This is a genomic window from Ensifer adhaerens, assembly GCF_002940685.1.
Classification (GTDB): Bacteria; Pseudomonadota; Alphaproteobacteria; order Rhizobiales; family Rhizobiaceae; genus Ensifer; species Ensifer adhaerens_E.
On sequence record NZ_PNFP01000003.1, the window covers coordinates 18,268 to 36,074 of the forward strand.

The 17,807-nt window shown below is 62.8% G+C and carries 15 protein-coding genes and 1 pseudogene; 15 read left to right on the forward strand and 1 reads right to left on the reverse strand.

Annotation, left to right across the window (positions count from 1 at the left end):
• The first annotated feature begins 54 nt into the window (after window positions 1-54).
• On the forward strand, window positions 55-1,563 hold the full coding sequence (locus tag C1A35_RS06200) for an amidohydrolase family protein (protein WP_104663912.1): 1,509 nt from the start codon (window positions 55-57) through the stop codon (window positions 1,561-1,563).
• 220 nt (window positions 1,564-1,783) lie between these two features.
• Complete coding sequence (locus C1A35_RS06205; protein WP_234822792.1) at window positions 1,784-2,158, forward strand: cupin domain-containing protein; 375 nt, start codon at window positions 1,784-1,786, stop codon at window positions 2,156-2,158.
• Here C1A35_RS06205 and yczR read toward each other — a convergent pair whose 3' ends face one another.
• Window positions 2,159-3,583: a MocR-like transcription factor YczR gene (gene yczR, locus C1A35_RS06210; RefSeq protein ID WP_104663488.1), complete on the reverse strand. Its 1,425-nt coding sequence runs from the start codon at window positions 3,581-3,583 to the stop codon at window positions 2,159-2,161.
• A 113-nt stretch (window positions 3,584-3,696) separates the two neighbouring features.
• Between yczR and C1A35_RS06215 the strand changes: the two genes are divergently transcribed.
• The 13 genes and pseudogenes from C1A35_RS06215 to C1A35_RS06270 all read left to right on the forward strand — a co-directional run bounded on the left by C1A35_RS06215 (window position 3,697) and on the right by C1A35_RS06270 (window position 17,805).
• Window positions 3,697-4,536 (forward strand): SDR family NAD(P)-dependent oxidoreductase, encoded by an 840-nt coding sequence (locus tag C1A35_RS06215; RefSeq protein WP_104663489.1) that lies wholly within the window; start codon window positions 3,697-3,699, stop codon window positions 4,534-4,536.
• Window positions 4,537-4,604: 68 nt separating this feature from the next.
• Entirely contained in the window at window positions 4,605-5,624 is a 1,020-nt protein-coding gene (locus C1A35_RS06220; protein WP_158664993.1) for a BMP family ABC transporter substrate-binding protein, read from the forward strand.
• 19 nt (window positions 5,625-5,643) lie between these two features.
• Window positions 5,644-7,149: an ABC transporter ATP-binding protein gene (locus tag C1A35_RS06225; protein WP_104663491.1), complete on the forward strand. Its 1,506-nt coding sequence runs from the start codon at window positions 5,644-5,646 to the stop codon at window positions 7,147-7,149.
• Window positions 7,146-8,171 (forward strand): ABC transporter permease, encoded by a 1,026-nt coding sequence (locus C1A35_RS06230; RefSeq protein ID WP_104663492.1) that lies wholly within the window; start codon window positions 7,146-7,148, stop codon window positions 8,169-8,171. The genes C1A35_RS06225 and C1A35_RS06230 overlap by 4 nt, the downstream gene beginning before the upstream one ends.
• Before the next feature lie 3 nt (window positions 8,172-8,174).
• Window positions 8,175-9,071 (forward strand): ABC transporter permease, encoded by an 897-nt coding sequence (locus tag C1A35_RS06235; RefSeq protein ID WP_104663493.1) that lies wholly within the window; start codon window positions 8,175-8,177, stop codon window positions 9,069-9,071.
• A 10-nt stretch (window positions 9,072-9,081) separates the two neighbouring features.
• Window positions 9,082-10,302 carry a Tm-1-like ATP-binding domain-containing protein gene (locus C1A35_RS06240; protein ID WP_104663494.1) on the forward strand — a complete coding sequence of 407 codons (1,221 nt, stop codon included), beginning with the start codon at window positions 9,082-9,084 and terminating at the stop codon, window positions 10,300-10,302.
• Entirely contained in the window at window positions 10,292-11,125 is an 834-nt protein-coding gene (locus tag C1A35_RS06245) for a phosphoenolpyruvate hydrolase family protein (protein WP_104663495.1), read from the forward strand. Before C1A35_RS06240 ends, C1A35_RS06245 begins: the two co-directional genes overlap by 11 nt.
• Before the next feature lie 9 nt (window positions 11,126-11,134).
• Window positions 11,135-11,572 (forward strand): SRPBCC family protein, encoded by a 438-nt coding sequence (locus tag C1A35_RS06250; RefSeq protein WP_104663496.1) that lies wholly within the window; start codon window positions 11,135-11,137, stop codon window positions 11,570-11,572.
• An 880-nt stretch (window positions 11,573-12,452) separates the two neighbouring features.
• Window positions 12,453-12,962: an RNA polymerase sigma factor gene (locus tag C1A35_RS06255; RefSeq protein ID WP_199772874.1), complete on the forward strand. Its 510-nt coding sequence runs from the start codon at window positions 12,453-12,455 to the stop codon at window positions 12,960-12,962.
• A 117-nt stretch (window positions 12,963-13,079) separates the two neighbouring features.
• Window positions 13,080-13,223 (forward strand): annotated as a pseudogene (locus tag C1A35_RS37250) (FecR/PupR family sigma factor regulator); the annotation flags it as partial.
• A gap of 171 nt (window positions 13,224-13,394) precedes the next feature.
• Entirely contained in the window at window positions 13,395-14,036 is a 642-nt protein-coding gene (locus C1A35_RS06260; RefSeq protein WP_234822799.1) for a FecR family protein, read from the forward strand.
• Window positions 14,037-14,409: 373 nt separating this feature from the next.
• A complete protein-coding gene (locus tag C1A35_RS06265) occupies window positions 14,410-16,908 on the forward strand; it encodes a TonB-dependent receptor (protein WP_234822805.1) in 2,499 nt (832 codons plus the stop codon).
• A gap of 105 nt (window positions 16,909-17,013) precedes the next feature.
• Window positions 17,014-17,805, forward strand: a complete 792-nt coding sequence (locus C1A35_RS06270; protein WP_104663500.1) for a hemolysin — start codon at window positions 17,014-17,016, stop codon at window positions 17,803-17,805.
• Window positions 17,806-17,807: the final 2 nt, after the last annotated feature.

The following is a 17,807-nucleotide window of genomic DNA, read 5'->3' on the forward strand; positions in this document are numbered from 1 at the left end:
GATGTGGCTGCGGGCACCATCATCGGATCGTTCAATCATTTCCGGGACGTAGTCATGCGCGAAATTCTCATCCGCAATGCGACAGTGGTTGCGATGGACCGCACTCACGGCGCAACGCCATTTGCCGCTGACATTCTGATCGAAGGCACCGAGATCAGATCCATCGGCCCGGGCCTTGCCGCAGCACCCGACGCTCATATCATCGAAGGGCGCGGCAAGCTGGTGATGCCAGGTCTGGTCAATGCCCATACGCATTCCAGCGAGACATTCTTGCGGGGGCGCTATGAGCGCATGCCGCTCGAACTCTGGCTGCTCTATGCCTATCCCCTTTTGATGAATGACCCGATCGGCGAGCGCCTGCTTTACCTGCGCAGCCTGTTGCTGGCGATGGAATCTCTGCGCAACGGCGTCACGACGCTTTGTGACGATTTCTTCGACCCGCCGCGGCACGATCTCGACCGGCTTGCCACCGTATTTCGCGCCTATGACGATGCCGGCATCCGCGCCAATGTCTCAAGCGCAGCGATGAACGTGCATACGCTCGATGCGCTGCCTTTCGCGCGTGAGGTGATGCCAACGGACTTGCAGGATCTGCTCGATTTCGGTCCGCCGATGTCGGCAGCAGCCTATGCGGATTATTGCCGGGCTGCCTTTTCCAGCCTGCACGGCATGTCTGGTCGCCTGCGGTTCATGATCGCCCCGTCGGCGCCGCAGCGCTGCACGCCGGATCTGATGGCGGCTTGCATGGACCTGGCGGTGGAAAACCATGTGCCGTTTCACACGCATGTGCTTGAGACCAAGACGCAGGCGGTGACAGGGCTCGTTCGACACGGCAAGTCGTTGATCACCTACATGCACGACCTCGGGCTTCTGAAACGCAACACGACCATTGCGCACTCGGTTTGGGTCAGCAACGAGGACATCGAGTTGATGGGGCAGGCGGGCGTCTCCACCGCCCACAATGCCGTCTCGAACCTGAAGCTTGGGGCGGGGATCGCGCCGATCCGCCGCCTGCTCGATGCCGGTGTCACGGTCGGTCTCGGCACCGATGGCGTTTCGTCGAACGATACGTCTCGCATCTTCGACGTCATGCGCGTCGCCGGTCTCGTTCACAGTGCTGCCGGTCCCAACTATGAGAGATGGCTGAAGGCGGACGAGATTCTCGCCATGGCGACCATCGGCGGCGCGAAAACGGCAATGCTGGAGCAGGTGACAGGCTCCCTCGAAGTCGGCAAATCGGCCGATCTCCTGGTCCTCAACATGCGCAACTATCCCTTCCTGCCGCTCAACGACATCGCCAAGCATCTCGTCTATTCGGAAAACGGATCCTCGATCGAGACGGTCATGGTTGCCGGACGGGTTGTGATGCAGGACGGTCGCCTGACCACGGTGGATGAACAGGCCGTGCTCGATGAGATTTCCGAGCTCGTACCGGCCTATCTTGCCGAACACGCCGAGCTTGAGCGCCGCAATGCGATCTTCGAGCCCGCCATGGCACAAATCCATCGCATGGCGACCGGGATGGATATCCCGCTCAATCGATACCAGGGCGATATGGTGTGAAGTAAGCCGACGGAACCATCGCCAACGTCGTTGATCGTCCCGTTGCACGAGGTGGCCCGCGCAATTCCGGTCCGTATGAGGCCAAACGGGCCCGGCAGGGCCGTCTACGCCGAGATACTGCGACAGCGATGTGACCCACTGGACCACTTTGCAGAAAGTGGTCCTTGTCGATCCACGTGTTCCCCGTTCTGTTCAGCCAGTAACAAGAAGGAGGAATACCGTGGTTGTAGACAAAGGCGGGATCGTATTTGCAAGCGGTCAGGGAGAATTCTGGACGGATGAACGGTGCTACATCACCGAACTGCACAACTGCGATGCGTCGCCCGAGTCGTCACTCGCCTTGGCACGGGTGGAGGTCGGGGTGACCACCCAGTTGCACAGCCTCACCGGGGTGATCGAGCGGTACGTCCTTCGCCAGGGAGAGGGCATTCTGGAGGTCGATGGCGTCAAGCAGAAGCTTCGCGTCGGCGATCAGGCGGTGATACCGGCCGGTGCGGCGCAGCGCATCGAAAACACGGGCTCGGTCGACCTTGAGTTCTATTGCCTGTGCACGCCGCGTTTCTTCCCGGATTCCTACGTGAACCTCGAACAATAGCTAAGCGCTGCTGCCCTGGCCGGCGGATCTTCCGCCTGCCAGGCTGCAGATGGTTTCGATTGCGAACTGCATGGTTTGCAGCGGGCGGACAAAGGGCAGGCGTATGACGTCGCCGAAGTTTTCCCGCGCCGAATAGCCGGGTCCGGCAGACAGGAACAGGCGGTGGCGTTGGGCTTCCTGGCACAAGGCCACCGCGTCGACGCCGGGCATGTGGATCCACATCGCGGTCCCACCAGAGGGGCGTGACCAATGCCAGTGGCCCGGCGCATGATCGGCGATGATCGTCTCTGCCGCCTCCAGATGCTCGGCAATTTCGCGGTGACGATAGACCCGCGCCTCGCGGATGCTTTCGAGCAGGCCGACGGCCAGGTGCTGGTCGAACATCGAACAACCGAGATCATTGACCGCCTTGAAGCTAGCCAAGCGCTTCACGACCGGCGGCGCGGCGCGGATCCAGCCGATGCGCAAGCCACCCCAGAACAGTTTCGAAAGCGTGCCGATGGTTGCGACCAGGTCGGGATTGACCTGTCCCGCCACAGGGCGCGGCGTCCGCCCGGCGATGGTCGATAGCTCGTTCTGCGCGCCATCCTCGATGAGGAACGTCGGATAGCGCTCGATGAGGTCGAGGAGTTCGCGTCGGCTCCGATCGCTGAGCGAACGACCCGTTGGATTGTGCGCCTCGGGAAAGAGGTAGAGCAGCCTCGGGCGGTTCTTGAGTGCCTTCTCCAACTGGCCGATATCAAGGCCTTCATCGGTCACTGCGATCGGAATGATCCGGGCGTTGCGGCGGCGGAAGGCTTCGAGCGAACCGCGATAGACCGGATCCTCGACCACCACTGCGTCCGATGCATCCACCATCGCATTGGCCAGCAGCCAGACGGCCTGCTGCGCCCCGCTGGTAATCAGGATGTTGTCCGGATGCGTCGGCAATCCGAGGTCCGCGTAATAGCGCGCGATGGCCCAGCGCAGCGCCGGTAGGCCGGATGCATCGTAGCCGAGGCCTGCTGCCACACTGGCAAGGTCCGCACCTTTCAACGCTGTAAGCATTTCGGTCAGGATGGGTGAGGGCTGCAAGGCGCCGCTGGTCATATCGATGTCCTGCGGCAGCGCCCGGATCTCTCCGGCCAGACGCGTGTGCGCTGCTCCCGACGGCGCCGCGGCAGCGACGATGCGGTGGCCGCTGCCATGGCGGCTGTCGAGCACCCCGGCGTCCCGCAGCGATCCGTAGGCCGCCACGACCGTTCCGCGACTGACCGCAAGCGCTGTCGCGAGTGCCCGTTCCGACGGCAGGACGCCGCCGACGGGCAATTCCCTTGCGGTAATCAACCGGCCGATCGAAAGACTGAGCTGCTCGCTGACCTTGCCGTCTAAGGTTCGCCAGTTGCCGATAAGCCGGCTGATACGGGCGGGCGAAATCCTGTTCATGTGTGATCCACTTCTCGACAAGTGGACTTTGTCAGATCCCCGCGACTGGAGCAACTTGGTTCCCGGAGAACAGAGAGGAAGAGTTTCCAAGCGGAGACTCAAAGGGAGGATACATGGGTTCCTTTGCCACGAGGGGCGAGCATGCCCCGTTGGCCGTGAGGCCGGTTGCGCCAACGCGCTCGCATGCGAACAAGCGCTATCTGGTGCTTGGCGGCGCCGGCGGCGCCGGCAAGGCGGCTGCAGGACTGCTCGTTGCCGAGGGTGCTTCGGTCGTCATCGGTGATGTTCGCGCGCACGCCCTGGAAGAAGCGATTGCGGGCCTGGGTCACGACTCCAAGGTGCTGTCTGGCGTCGTCGTCGATCTGGCCGATGCAGGCTCGATCGCAGCTGCGATCCAAGAAGCGGAAGCGCGCCTCGGTGCGATCGACGGGCTGGTAAACTGCGCGGCGATCGTTCGCCATGTCGATCCGCTCGAAACCCCCTGGAGCGATTGGGAGCGTATTTTCTCCATCAACGTCTATGGCGCGTTCGAGGCAGCACGGCTCGTTGCAAAGGCTATGATTGCCAAGGGCATCAAGGGGGCGATCGTCAACGTCGCCTCGGAAGCTGGCAAGAAGGGCCATACGCAATCGCTGGCCTACAGCGCCAGCAAGGCGGCCATGATCAATTTCACCCGCGTTCTGTCCGAGGTGCTCGCGCCGCAGGACATCAACGTCAACTGCGTCTGCCCCGGTGGCATGGCGACGGACATGTTGCGCGAGGTTGCGGTCGCCTATGGCGATCTGGTCAAGCAGGCGCCCGACGAGGTCTTCAAGCAGCTCGTCAGCTCGCAATTGCGCCGGCATATCGACCCGGTGGAAGTGGCACGCACGATCTCGTTCCTGCTCAGCGACGATGCGATCATCATTCGCGGTCAGGCGATCAACGCCGACGGCGGCGACACGCCGTACTGATCGGTGCGCCGGTGAACCGGCGCCCGCAGCGTTCCACCATCGCGACACACTTGCTCATGGAGTCCAAGATGACGACTGCCAGCAAATTCCTGCATATCTGCCTCGGTTCCCTGCTCGCCCTTACGGCGACGACGGCGTCCGCCAGGGCCGACGACACGTCCTACGTCCTGGTGACGCCAAGCCGCATCGGCGTGAACAAGTTCCTCGGCCTCGGCAAGACCGGGATCGAAAAGGCGGCCGAGGCCCAGGGTGCGAAAGCACGCATATTCGAAGGCACGGATCCGTCGACCCGCCGTCAGAACGTTCAGGCTGCGATCGACATGGGCGCCCCGATCGTCACGGTCATGGGCTTTGAATTCGGCGATATCATTGCCGATCTGGCACCGGAATACCCGGAAACGAAGTTCGTGATTATCGACACCTGCATCCCTGAAGCGCCGGAGAATGTCTACTGCGCGGTGTTCCGCGAACAGGAAATCGCCTATCTCGCCGGCGCCGAAGCCGCCTTGACGTCGCAGAGCAAGACGGTGGCCGTGATCGGTGCGCTCGATATTCCGTTCCTGCATCGCTACACGGATTCCTACGAACTCGGTGCCAAGGCTGCGAATCCCGATATCAACGTGCTGCCGACGGCGTGGATCGGCGGAGACAATCCCTTCCAGGATCCGGTGCGGGCGCAGACGCAGGCAGTCCTGCAGCTCTCCAACGGAGCGGACCGCATCTACGCCGTTGCGGCCGGCAGCAACGGTGGCGTGTTCAAGGCGGTGGCGGAAAAGCCGGGCGCGATGGCGATCGGCCTCGACGTCAACCAATGCGGCGACGCGCCCGGCGCGATACTCGACAGCACGCTCAAGCGCGTGGACGTCATTCTCCCTGCAACCATCGACGGCATTCTGAAAGGCACGGCCAAGCCGGTCGAGAGCTTCGGCCTTGCGGAAGGCGGGCTCGAACTCGTTGCCATGTCCGAGGACCTGGCCGCGTCCGGCTGCATGATCGCCAAGGCGCCTGACGTCATCGGCAAGCTGACCGAGATCCAGGCAAAGATCGTGTCGGGCGCCATCACCGTGCCTGACCCCATGGCCCAGTAGCGGTCCGGGAGCTGAAGCAATGACCTTGCTCCAGATGAAGGGTATCTCGAAGCGATTTGGCAGCCTCGTTGCCAATGACGGGATCGACCTTTCGGTCAACAGCGGCGAAATCCATGCCTTGATGGGAGAAAACGGGGCCGGAAAATCGACCCTGATGAACATCCTCTATGGGCTGCTCAAGCCGGATGCCGGCGAGATCCGGATCGATGGCAAGGCGATGGACTTCGCAAGCCCGCTCGGTGCGATCGCCGCCGGCGTCGGCATGGTCCACCAGACGTTCAGGCAGTTTCCCGACCTGACCGTCTGGGAGAACCTGGTGTTCCAGAACGAACCGGGACAGGGGCCGTTTGTTTCCGCCGCTGCCGCGCGCGACGTCGTGCGGCAGCTCGGGGAAAAACACGGTCTGGAGATTGATCCCGACAGCCGCGTCCGCGACCTGGCGGTGGGCATCCGCCAGCGACTCGAGATCCTGAAGGCGCTTTCGCGCCAGGCCAAGGTACTGATCCTCGACGAGCCGACTGCCGTGCTCACGCCGCAGGAGCGCGACAGTCTCTTTACGGCAATGCGCCATCTGGCGAGCAAAGGCATGGCGCTTATCCTGGTGACGCACAAGATCCCCGAGGTCATCGCCGTCACCGACGAGATCACTGTCATGCGCGACGGGCGGGTCTCCGGCACGCTGACCACCCGGGAGACCAGCGAGGCGGAGATCATCCGTGCGATGGTCGGGCGGAACGTGCCGCCGACGGTTGCCACCAAGGTCACCTCGACCGCGCAGCCGATGCTTTCCGTCCGGAACCTCTCGGTGCGCAGAGGCGGCGTCGCAGTGGTCGACGACGTGTCGTTTGATGTGCGTCCGGGTGAAATCGTCGGGATCGCCGGCGTTTCGGGGAATGGTCAGCCGCAGTTGATTTCGGCCGTTGCGGGGCTCGAGGCTTCGACCGGCGAGGTCGTCATCGCGGGGCGGAACGTTTCGGGGCTTTCGATCGCTGATCGCCGCGCCGTCGGCATTTCATACGTTCCGGAAGATCGCCATCTGACGGGCACGGCGCCGGCCGCCTCGATCGCCGAAAATATTGCCTTCGGCACGCACCGCACGGCCGCGGTCGCCCGCTACGGGTTTCTCAGGAAGCAGGCGATCCGCACGCAAGCGCACAAGCTCATCGAACAATTCAAGGTGAAGGCAGCCTCGGAACAGGTGCCGATCGGATCACTGTCCGGCGGCAACATGCAGAAGGTGGTCATAGCCCGCGAAATCGAGCACGGGTCGCCGCTGATCGTCATCGAAGAGCCGACGCGGGGCGTGGACGTCGGCGCGATCGAATTCATCCACAAGACCCTGATCGCCGAACGGGACAAGGGCAGGGCCATTCTGGTGGTCTCGTCCGACCTCACCGAACTGCTGGCGCTTTCGGACCGGATTCTCGTGATGTTTGAAGGCCGTATCGATGCCAGCCTCAGTGGCAAGGACATGAACGAAGCTACCATTGGGAGATGGATGATGGGGGGAGCGGCAGGGGCATGACAGGAGTTGGTCTCGAGACGAGATCTCGATTTGCGGCAATCTTGCTGTCGATCGTGGTCGCCGTCGTCCTTGGGGGGCTCGTCGTCCTTTCGACCGGCGCGAACCCCATCTCGGTCTATCAGGAAATCGTCCGCGGTGCGCTTCTGGGGCGCGGTCTGGACGAGACGCTCAGCCGCTCGGTCCCGCTGATCGGCATGGGGCTTGCGGCTGCAATTGCCTTTCGCGCCGGCCTCATCAATCTCGGCGGTGACGGGCAGATGCTGGTGGGCGGGCTAGCCGCCGCGCTCGTTGCGCTCTACGTGCCGGCGCCGGGTGCCGTACGGGCCGTTCTGGCCCTGATGGCCGCCATTTGCGCCGGCGGGCTCTATGCCTGGATCGCCGCGGTGCTTCAGCTTGGCCTCGCCATTCCGTTCCTGATCACGAGCCTGCTGCTCAGCTATATCGCGCGCGGTGTAACATCCTATCTGGTGCGCTACCCGCTGCGTGACCCCTCGACGGGCATGCCGGAAACCTATCGCGTTGCCTCGGCGGCGCGCCTCCCGAACAGCATTTTTGATCTGCCGATCAGCGTCGGAATGTTGATCATGGCCGCGGTCGCGGTTGCCGTCATCGTCAATGACAAACACGGCGTCAACGGTTTCGAGTGGCGGATGACCGGCCTCAATCCGCGTTTCGCCGGGTACTCGGGCACGAACCTCCAACGGCAGACACAGCGGGTGGCGTTCCTCAGCGGCGCCCTGGCGGGTCTGGTTGGCGCGCTGCTGATCCTTGGGCAGCAGTACCGGTTCACCGACGGGGCCTTGCTCGCCCCGGGTTACACCTGGTCTGGCCTGATGGCTGCGGTCCTTGCAATGGCGAGCCCGATCGCGACGGTCGTCACCGCGGCGTTCTTCGCGGCGCTTCAGGTTGGGGGCTTTTCCATGGAGCGGGCGCTCGGTCTTCCTGCGGTCCTCACATGGGTTCTGCAGGCGCTGATCATCCTGTGTCTCGCTGCGCGTCCCGTGTTCTTCAAGAGGCGGTAGACCATGCTCAATATGCTTCTATCGCAGGTCCTCGATCTGATGACGCCGGTGCTGTTGGCGGCGATGGCCGGAACATTGTGCGAGCGTGCAGGCGTCTTCAACATCGCGCTGGAGGGCAAGATGCTGGTCGGCGCGTTCGCTGCGGTCGCGGCAAGCATCGCCTTCGGGTCGCCGATGCTTGCGGTTCTGTTCGCCGTTGCCTGCACCGTGATCTTTGCATCTCCGCTTGCGCTCGGCGGCGCCCGTTTCGGCGGCGATCCGATCGTGATCGGCATCGGGCTGAACCTGCTTGCTGCCGGGCTGACGACCTATCTTCTGAGCGCGCTCTTCGGGGTGACCGGCACCCTGGTCGATCCAGCGGTCACCGCCTTGCCGCGCTTCGGTATCGGCGCTCTTGCCGGGCTTCCCGTGCTTGGCGCGATCGTCGACGGGCACAATCTGCTGGTCTATCTCTCATGGCTGCTCGTGCTCGTCCTCAACATCTACCTGTTTCGCACGCGATGGGGCCTGCGCCTGCGGGGGATTGGTGAAGTGCCGTCTGCAGCAGCAGCGATGGGCGCGAATGTGAACCGCTATCAGACGGCAATCGTCCTTCTCGCCGGCGCTCTGTGCGGTCTGGCCGGTGCGCAGCTGGCGCTCGGCTCGGTCGCCCTTTTCGCCGAAAACATGACGGCCGGTCGCGGCTGGATCGCGGTGGTTGCGGTCATGCTTGGGCGCGCCCATCCGCTCGGCATTGCGCTCGCCTGCTTCGGTTTTGGCCTCGCAGACGCGATCGGCCTCAGGCTGCAGGGGCAGGGCTTGCCGAACCAGATCACCGACATCGCGCCCTACGCGATCACCCTGTTGGCGATGATCGGCCTCGGACTGCGCGGGGCGATGAGAAAGATAAGAAATACCTGAGGAGGAATGAATGAGTATAGCCAAGACGATTTACGTAGCAGGGACTTTCGACACCAAGGGTGACGAACTGCGCTACGTGGCCGAACTGATCAGAGCGCAGTCGATGCCTGCGGTCCTGGTGGATCTATCGACGGCCAAGCCTTCGGCGGATGCCGATATCGGCGCGAAACACGTCGCCGGCTTCCATCCGGGGGGCGCCGAAGCCGTCTTTACCGGGGATCGCGGCAGCGCCGTTTCCGCCATGGGGCTCGCCTTTGAACGGTTCATCCTGTCGCGTGACGACGTCGGCGGCATCATCGGACTCGGCGGATCCGGGGGAACCGCGGTCGTTACCCAGGCCATGCGCGCCCTGCCGGTCGGAACGCCGCGGGTGATGGTCTCGACCGTGGCCGCAGGAAACGTCAGCGCCTATGTCGGCCCGAACGACATTGCGATGGTAAACTCGATCACGGATATCGCCGGGCTCAACCGGATCTCGCGAACGGTGTTGTCCAATGCCGCCAATTCGATCGCGGGCATGGTGCGCAACCGGCGGGAAGCCGAGCAGGACGACCGGCCGGCGCTTGGCCTGACGATGTTCGGCGTCACCACCCCTTGCGTCACCCAGGTCGTCGAGCAGTTGCGCGACCGATACGAATGCCTGGTGTTCCACGCGACGGGCATCGGCGGGCAGTCGATGGAGAAGCTTGCGTCATCCGGCTATCTTGCAGGCGTACTGGATATCACCACCACCGAGGTCTGCGATCTGCTGTTTGACGGCATTCTGCCGGCGACCGAAGAGCGCTTCGGCTTCCTTGCGCAGTCCAGCCTTCCCTATGTCGGATCCTGCGGCGCCCTCGACATGGTCAATTTCGCCGGCCTCGACACGGTTCCGGAGAAGTACCGCCACCGCAATCTCTATGTGCACAACCCGCAGATCACGCTGATGCGCACCACGGTCGACGAGAACGTCGCGATGGGCAAGTGGATCGGCGAGCGCCTGAACCGCAGCATTGGCCCGGTTCGCTTCCTTCTGCCGACCGGCGGGGTCTCTCTGCTCGATGCGCCGGGCCAGCCTTTCCACGACCCGGAGGCCGATGAGGCTCTGTTCGCCGCCATCGAAAGTACCGTGCAGCAGACCGGCGAGCGCCGCATCGTGCGCGTGCCGCACGCGATCAACGCGCCGGAATTCAGCTCCGAAATCCTTCGTCATTTCAACGAAATCAGTAGAGGCAGTTCGTATGAAGTTTGAAAGACGCCAGTTGCTGGACAAGTTTCGCCAGCAGATCAAAGCGAAGATACCGATCATCGGCGGCGGCGCTGGCACCGGCCTTTCGGCCAAATGCGAGGAAGCCGGCGGGATCGACCTCATCGTCATCTACAATTCCGGCCGGTACCGCATGGCCGGTCGTGGGTCGCTCGCCGGCCTTCTTGCCTATGGCAACGCCAACGACATCGTGCTGGACATGGCACGCGAGGTGTTGCCGGTGGTGAAGAACACGCCGGTTCTTGCGGGCGTGAACGGCACGGATCCATTCTGCAATTTCGATTTCTTTCTGGACCAGCTGAAGGCCGTCGGGTTTGCCGGCATTCAGAATTTTCCGACGGTGGGTCTCATCGATGGCACCTTCCGGGCCAATCTCGAAGAGACGGGCATGGGCTACGCGCTGGAGGTCGATCTCGTTCGTCTGGCGCGCAGCAAGGACATGCTGACCACGCCCTATGTATTTTCGGTCGACGATGCCCGGGCCATGACGGAGGCGGGAGCCGATATCGTCGTCGCCCACATGGGGCTGACGACGGGCGGCGCGATCGGCGCCGATACCGCGCTTACGCTCGACGCCTGTGTCGATGAGGTCAACGCGATCGCGGCTGCGGCCCGAAGCGTCAACCCGGACATCATCGTTCTGTGCCATGGGGGGCCGATCGCCGAACCGGAGGACGCCCGCTACATCCTCGAGCGGTGCACGGGCTGCCACGGATTTTATGGCGCATCCAGCATGGAGCGTCTTCCGGTGGAGAAAGCCCTCGTCGCGCAGACGCAGGCCTTCAAGAAACTTGTCATCCAACAGTAGGAGGGAAATGTGGCAAAGGCATATGCAAGCGCAGTGATCGATGCGCCGATTGAGACCGTCTGGAAGATCGTTCGCGACTTCAATGGCCTGCCGGCCTGGCACCCGGCCATTGCCAGCAGCGAAATCGAAGAGGGACGAAGCAGCGCCGAGGTCGGCTGCGTGCGCTCCTTCTATCTCAAGGACGGAGCCCATGTTCGCGAGCAGCTCCTTGCCCTCAGCGATGGCGAGCATTCGCTGTCCTATAGCTTCGTGAAACCGGCATTTCCGGTGTCGAACTACATCGCCGGGATCAGGTTGCTTCCAGTCACCGACGGCAACCGCACCTTTGCCGAATGGACCGCCGTTTTCGACGAGGCACCGGAGGATGCTGGCAAATACGTGGAGATCATTTCCACGCATGTCTTTGCGGCCGGCTGGTCGGCCCTCCGGACGAAGTTGGCCGAGTAGACGTATTCATTCCGACGTGTCTGTTTGGCGGGCGGCGCGGGAAACTGTGCCGCCCGCCGAACTCTTCGCGGCATCAGGGGTGAACGGAAGAGAAGAGGTTGGGTGACAGCGCCCGCCTCGCGTTGGATTGTGGCCGGCATCTACGGCCACATCCTCAAGGCCAATCGGTGTATCGAGCACCATCCGGCATGACCTGCGCCTCATGGCTCCTCGACTTCGCCGGACTTCGAGCCCATGTTCCGGGATCGGTGACCCCATTCGAGGCCCGTCGCTTTGGTTGAAGCGCCAGGCCTCTAACCGCCTCCCCCCGTCTGAGGACAGCTGACGCTGGCTAGCACATGGCTCCCACCATCTCCATTCGCCTATCCGGGCTATCCCCTGTGGCTTAAGAGGATATCGCGACGAACAGCTCTCAGTAGCGCTATGGTTGGTTGACAAGCGGATGCCATGGGCTGCCTTCGCGACACGACTTGACGTTTTGACGCGGAGTGCCCCGGCGATCAGTGTTCTGTGCCGCGGATTGTCCTGGGCCGCTCCGTACCAGCCAGCCGTTTCGGCCTTCGCGTGCAATCGCCCTTGATCCGGCTGCTGGCCCGCCGGCCCCTTCGCACAATGCCGCCGCGCTGAAAGCCACGATCGGAACCCGGTTTCCGTGTCATCCGGCTCCGCGCTTCAAAAATGCGGGCGCGGCTACCCGGCGCCGAAGCGGAGGTTCTAGACCCCAGTGGGGCGACTCCGTCCGATGGGCACGCATCTTCGGTTGCATGATTAACTTGATTTAATTAGTCATGTTTATAGCGAAGACAATATGAGAGTTTCCGTAAAGCGTCGGCGACCAGTTCGGCGGGGAAGCTTCGTCAGTACCAGGATGCGAACGGGCATGGGTGTGGGAAAAAAGAGCGAACGGTACGAAATGTACCTGCGACATCGCAAAGCTCTTATCGACTACGCCAGACCGCTCGTCGGCTCGCGGCAGGATGCCGAGGACATCGTGCAGGAAGCGTATCTGCACTTCGTCCCCGAACAGGAATCCAAGCCCTTGCCAGCCAAGGCCTATCTGTTCCGCATCGTCAGGAACCTGTCGTTCAACATGCGGTCCAGGCGGAAGCGTCATGACGCGATTCATCCTGGAGACATCCCCTGGTGGGCCCTCTCGCAGCCAAGTGAAACGCCCGAGGAGGAACTGCTCGTGCACGAGCAGATCAAACGGGCAGCCGACGCCATGGCGGGGCTGCCGGAAAGGGCACGCAAGGCGCTGCAAATGTATCGCTTCGACGGATTGACCCTCACGGAAATCAGCGTCGAACTCGGCGTTTCGGTTGCCACGGCGCATCGATTGGTCAGGGATGCAATTGCCGAAATCAAGGCCAAGATGGACCCGCGCGCATGAGGGGGCGGCCGATCCCGCCACGGCAGACTGAAAAATACGGTCCCCTCGTTTGTTTTAGAGTAAGAACCTCGGAACGATCGCTTCCGCAAGCGGCGAGAATTTGAAGAGTTGACGGCTATGGCGCGCAATGATGTCCCAACGCTTTCCGACGAAGCGACCGATTGGTTGATGCGGGTGCGGGACAATCCCGAGGACGAGGCGGTGCGGGCCGGCTTCGAGGCATGGGTGCTGACCTCGCCTCAGCATCGCGCCGAGTGGGAGCGAACCTGCCGCGCGTGGCAAGCCATGACTGATTTGTCGCGAGATCACAGGAGCCGCGCAGGTCAGCCGGCACGCGTTGCGCCGCCACGCCGGCGCTTAAGGACGGGGATCGCCGGCGTAGCGGGGGGAGCGCTGACGCTCTGTCTTGCATTCCTCTTCGCGCCTGGGGTCATGATTTCTCTCAAGGCCGACCATCGCACAAGCACCGGCATCAGTCGCGAGGTCGTGCTCAAGGACGGCAGCAAGGTGCTGCTGGCGCCCGACAGCGCGCTGTCGCTGCAATTTTCCGATGGCAAGCGTGGCGTGACCCTTTTGAAGGGCGAAGCCTATTTCGACGTGACGCGTGATGTGAACAGGCCTTTCGTCGTTTCGGCCGACGGCCTTGACGTCGAGGTGCTGGGGACGAGCTTCGATGTTCGGATCGGTGACGAAGACAGCGAAGTGGCGCTCGTCAAGGGCGCCATCGCGGCGATAACGCCAGGTGACAAGCACCTGCTATCGCCCGGCGAGGTCCTTTCCTACGACCACCGTTCCGGCAAGATCACCCAGAAATCCGTGGATCTCGCCGACATCGGGGCTTGGCGCGAGGGCCGGCTTTTCGTTGTCGACCAGACGGTTGCAAGCGTCGCGGAGCAGATCCAGCGCTACCACTCGGCATGGATCTCTATCCCGGACGGGGTCCTTGCCGAACGGCGGGTCACCGGCATCTACGATCTGAGCTCGCCGGATGAGGCACTGGGCGCGCTCGTCGATCCCCATGGCGGCAAGGTGCGCAAGGTCTCCGATCTCGTTCGGATCCTCAGCCGCTATTGAAAAATATGAGTGTAATTATCAGCATTTAGCGGAAAGTCGCCGACGGTACTGAAAAATCGCTACCGGCCGTTTGTCTATCCGATCGAAGGCACCCGAAAGCGGTGCCGGGCATCGGAGAGACCAGAGCATTATGGCATACCGGACGGCAGTCGGCAGGAAGACATGGAAGCGAGTGGCGGCGCGCAGGGCTGTACCTTTGCTCGGTACGGGAGCGGTTGCTCTTCTGTGTGGAATCGCTGCGGCGAACGCGCAGACAGCGCCGCAGACGGAGACGCTCCGAACCGCTCGTCAGTCCGGCCTGCGCAGCTTTGACATCCAATCCCAGTCCCTGGCGCGGGCGCTTGCCGCTTTCAATCGTCAGGCCGGAATCCAGGTGACGCAGGCAGCGGGCGCTGCCGCCGGCGATATCAGGGTCAACGCTGTTCGAGGCGCGTTCACGCCGCAGGAGGCGCTGGCGCAAATGCTTCGGGGGACCGGCATCTCGCATCGGTTTACCAGCAATCGTGCCGCCATCATTGGCGCTTCGCCGAACGTGGACTTGGATGTGGTCACCAATGGAGCGACGTCGCTGGCCCCCATCGTCGCGCGAGGCCAGAGCGACCGGGACGCGGACCAAGGGTCCGGCTTTCAGGGGACGCCCGACTGGGTCTATGAGGAGCCGTCAAGCGTCAGCGTCGTCTCGCGCGAGGCCATCGAGAGCAATCCGGCGATCCGCAACGCCGCCGATGCGCTCGACACGGTGGCAGGTGTTTTGACCAACCGGTCCGAGGCGCAGAAGCCAGGAGTTTCCGTCAACGTTCGCGGCCTCCAGGACATGAACCGCGTGACGACCAGCATCGACGGCGCGCGCCAGAATTTCCAGCGCGCGGGACACGGCAGCTACCAGCAGGTGTTCGTCGATACCTCGTTCGTCCGCTCGGTGGAGGTGGAGAAGGGGGCGGTGCCCGGCGTCGGCGGCGCCGGCTCCCTCGGCGGCCTGGTGAATTTCCGTACCATCATCGCCGACGACATCATCCCGGAAGGCAAGTCGTGGGGCGGGGAGGTCAAGGGCGGTACCGGCACCAACGCTTTCAACTTCGACGGATCCGCCGTCGCCGGTGTTCGCCTCAACGACGACCTCTCGATCATCGGCGGCGTCAGCCACAAACGCATCGGCGACTACAAGATCGGCAGCGACGGCGATCTGCAACTGACGCAAGGCAATACGATCGTCGATGACCGCATGCTCTATTCGCGCAACGAGGTGCTGAACACGCTCCTCAAGACGGACTGGCAGGTCACCGACGATCTCAATTTCCAACTGTCCTGGCTTCGCTACGAGGCGGACGGGGCGCAGGGTGGCGATCTCAATGGTTCGCCGCGTCGCGACGATGAGCATTACCTGAACAACACGGTGACGTCGGTGCTCGCCTATGATCCGGAATCCGATCTCGTCGATGCGACGCTGCGCTTCTGGTTCAACGATACCAGGAACGACGAGCAGCGCGGTTATGTCGGTGGCAAGGAGCCTGTTTCCTACGGCATGACGAGCTTCGGCGGCAGTATCGAGAATACCAGCCGGGTGGATGTCGCCTTGGGCGAACTGGCGCTGCATTACGGCGTCGAGGCCTTTCGCGATGAGGGGCGCACCCGGACGAAGAACCTCGACATCCCCGGCGGCTCCGACAATCACTTTGGTTTTGCCGGCGCCAATCCGAGCGGCAAGCGCACCATGGCGAGCGGTTTTCTGAATGCCGAACTCCAGCATGACGATTGGCTGACCTTGAGCGGCGGCCTGCGTTACGATCATTACCGGCTGTCGGGCACAACGGTCGTACAGAACCAGCGCATTGTCGTCACCCCTCCGCAAAACTGCCTTGCCTGGCAGGACATGGACGGCGACGGCACGCCTGATGTGAATGGGCTTTGGTACGACGCCGATGGCAATATCTACCAGGCGCCCGGACCTGGCCGCGAGTTCATCCCGCCGCAGTGTGATCGCTGGGAAGTCCCCGGCGGCCAGGCAACGGTGTACGATCGCTTCCCCGTCGCCGTCGACCAGTCCGGTGGCGCCTGGCTGCCCTCGGCGAAAATCGCCGTGCAGCCGTTCGACTGGCTGCAGCCATTCGTCAGCTATTCGCGAACCTACCGGCCGCCGGCCATAACGGAATCGCTGATTTCCGGCGGTCACCCATTCGTGCCCTTCGAAAACATGCCCAACCCAGGCCTGAGGCCTGAGCGCGGCGAAACCTGGGAACTTGGCGTCAACATCCTCCAGGATGCCGTCTTCGATCCGGACGACACCTTCCGGATGAAGGCCGTCTACTTCCACCGCGATATCGAGGACTACATCTCGATGGGGCGCATGTGGTTCGAGCCCGCACAGCGGGTCTACACGACCTTCGTCAATCTCGACGGTACGACGACGATGAACGGCGTCGAGATCGAAGCGAGCTACGACCTCGGCCACGCCTATATCGGCGGATCCTACACCTATCTCGATACGGACTTCGCCAACAGCTATGAACTCGCCTTGCCTGCGGGCTTCGAAGGTGGCGCGGCGCAGCCGAGCCCTGCGGTGCTGTTCGTGCCGCCGAGAGAAAAGGCAACGCTGGACGCCGGCGTTCGCCTGCTCGACCGGAAACTCGTGCTTGGCGGCCGCGTCACATACGTGTCGGAGACCACGCCGGAATACGGTCAGCTCGTTGGCAGCTATGTCAACGGCGCTTACACGGTCTACGATCTCTACGGTTCCTGGGATTTCCACGAAAACGCCAAGCTGCGCTTTGGCGTCAGCAACCTCACCGACGAAAAATACGTGCCGGCGCTGGGCACCAGCGCCTATCCGGCGCCCGGCCGAACCTACACGGCATCGCTGACGATCAAATTCTAATCGCGTCCGGCTTGCGGCCGGTCGCCTGACCTTTCCGCGGCGATGTCGCCGTGGATCCGAGGTTCGCCAACTGGCGGACAAAGCACTCAAGTCAAGGAGATGACTATGGTAGCGACCATTAACCTGACACTCGCCAATCGCGATCTCGTCGCATACTTCAGCAATTGGACGGCCAATTTCGGCTACAACGGCAACGGCGAGTTCAGCCCCTCGACGCCACCACATAGCCAATGGGCTGCCGGTACCGGCAATGCCTCCAATACCGGTGCGGTGCTCAACGGCAACTTCAGCTACGCACCGCCTGGTGGCTTCTCCGGCACGGTCAACAACATCCAGTTCGGCACGGACTTGAATGGCTCGACCGCAACCGGTTTCAGCCTCGGTACGGCGGGGCTGACGGTGGGCCTGACCGGCAGCGACATTTCGGCGGCATCGGGATTCAACGAGGCGATCTACTCGCTCTCGCATGGTGGTAGCCTCACCGGCATCACCCATTCGAGCGGGCGCCAGTTTGCCGGCTTCTACGACTACTTCGGCAATGTCGGCACGGTTCAGAACGGCACGGTGCTCGCCGACACGCTCTACAGCTTCGACGGCAACGATACGCTCAATGGCGGGGCTGGCCGCGACGCCTTCGTCTTCGACCGGGATATCGATGGAGCGCTTTCCGCGACGATCGGCCATGACACGGTGACCGGCTTTGTCGCCGGCGCCAGCGGCGACCTTCTGCGCTTCGCGTTGCAGAGCACCGCCTTCGACAGCTTCGCCGAAGTCTATGCCGCGGCCAGCCAGGTCGGATCGGACACGGTCATCAACCTTGGCTCGTTCGGCGATATCACCCTTGCAGGCGTCACCAAGACCAATCTGGTGGCCGGCAATTTCGAATTCGTTGCTTGAAC

Coding starts and splice junctions, on each gene's coding strand:
- C1A35_RS06260 (WP_234822799.1), top strand. CDS start 13,395: ATGATTTCTCTCAAGGCCGACCATCGCACAAGCACCGGCATCAGTCGC.
- C1A35_RS06270 (WP_104663500.1), top strand. CDS start 17,014: ATGGTAGCGACCATTAACCTGACACTCGCCAATCGCGATCTCGTCGCA.
- C1A35_RS06240 (WP_104663494.1), top strand. CDS start 9,082: ATGAGTATAGCCAAGACGATTTACGTAGCAGGGACTTTCGACACCAAG.
- C1A35_RS06215 (WP_104663489.1), top strand. CDS start 3,697: ATGGGTTCCTTTGCCACGAGGGGCGAGCATGCCCCGTTGGCCGTGAGG.
- C1A35_RS06245 (WP_104663495.1), top strand. CDS start 10,292: ATGAAGTTTGAAAGACGCCAGTTGCTGGACAAGTTTCGCCAGCAGATC.
- C1A35_RS06255 (WP_199772874.1), top strand. CDS start 12,453: ATGGGTGTGGGAAAAAAGAGCGAACGGTACGAAATGTACCTGCGACAT.
- C1A35_RS06200 (WP_104663912.1), top strand. CDS start 55: ATGCGCGAAATTCTCATCCGCAATGCGACAGTGGTTGCGATGGACCGC.
- yczR (WP_104663488.1), bottom strand. CDS start 3,583: ATGAACAGGATTTCGCCCGCCCGTATCAGCCGGCTTATCGGCAACTGG.
- C1A35_RS06220 (WP_158664993.1), top strand. CDS start 4,605: ATGACGACTGCCAGCAAATTCCTGCATATCTGCCTCGGTTCCCTGCTC.
- C1A35_RS06230 (WP_104663492.1), top strand. CDS start 7,146: ATGACAGGAGTTGGTCTCGAGACGAGATCTCGATTTGCGGCAATCTTG.
- C1A35_RS06235 (WP_104663493.1), top strand. CDS start 8,175: ATGCTCAATATGCTTCTATCGCAGGTCCTCGATCTGATGACGCCGGTG.
- C1A35_RS06225 (WP_104663491.1), top strand. CDS start 5,644: ATGACCTTGCTCCAGATGAAGGGTATCTCGAAGCGATTTGGCAGCCTC.